General features: G+C 60.6%; 1 pseudogene. It reads right to left on the reverse strand.

Going from position 1 to position 477, the window contains the following annotated elements:
- Positions 1 to 210 precede the first annotated feature (210 nt).
- Positions 211 to 402 (reverse strand): annotated as a pseudogene (locus SO140_RS46460) (polyhydroxyalkanoate depolymerase); the annotation flags it as partial.
- Positions 403 to 477 lie beyond the last annotated feature (75 nt).

Raw genomic sequence — 477 nt, forward strand, 5'->3', positions numbered from 1 at the left:
TATACAGCGGTCAGGCGTCCGGGAGACCCTACAGACTGGGGTTGGAACCGGCTTTTTTCGCCCCCGCTGGACGCATGCGACACCCCCAAGGGGTGAGGATAGACTCACTCCTAGAGAGCTACCTAAATACCGCGAATCTGGAGGGAACTCCCCCTGCCGAAGGCTCCGCCCGGGGGCGAAATCTTCGACGGGAAAGCCGAAATGCGAGCACTATTCAGCCGCGCGCGCCTGCAGTGAGCTCGGATTGGCCGCCGAAACCATGAAGTCATGGATGCGTGGCACGATCTCCGACTTGAAGCGCGAGCCGTTGAACACGCCGTAATGTCCAACGCCCTTCTGCACGTAATGAACGCGGCGATGATCGGGAATTGCACTGCATAGCGCGTGCGTCGCTTCGGTCTGAAAAAACGTGATGGCGCGTGCCGAGAGGATAGGCCACCGCATGCACAGCAGAGCGTATCACCGGACCCCCGCAGA

The organism is Bradyrhizobium sp. UFLA05-108, from assembly GCF_059803455.1.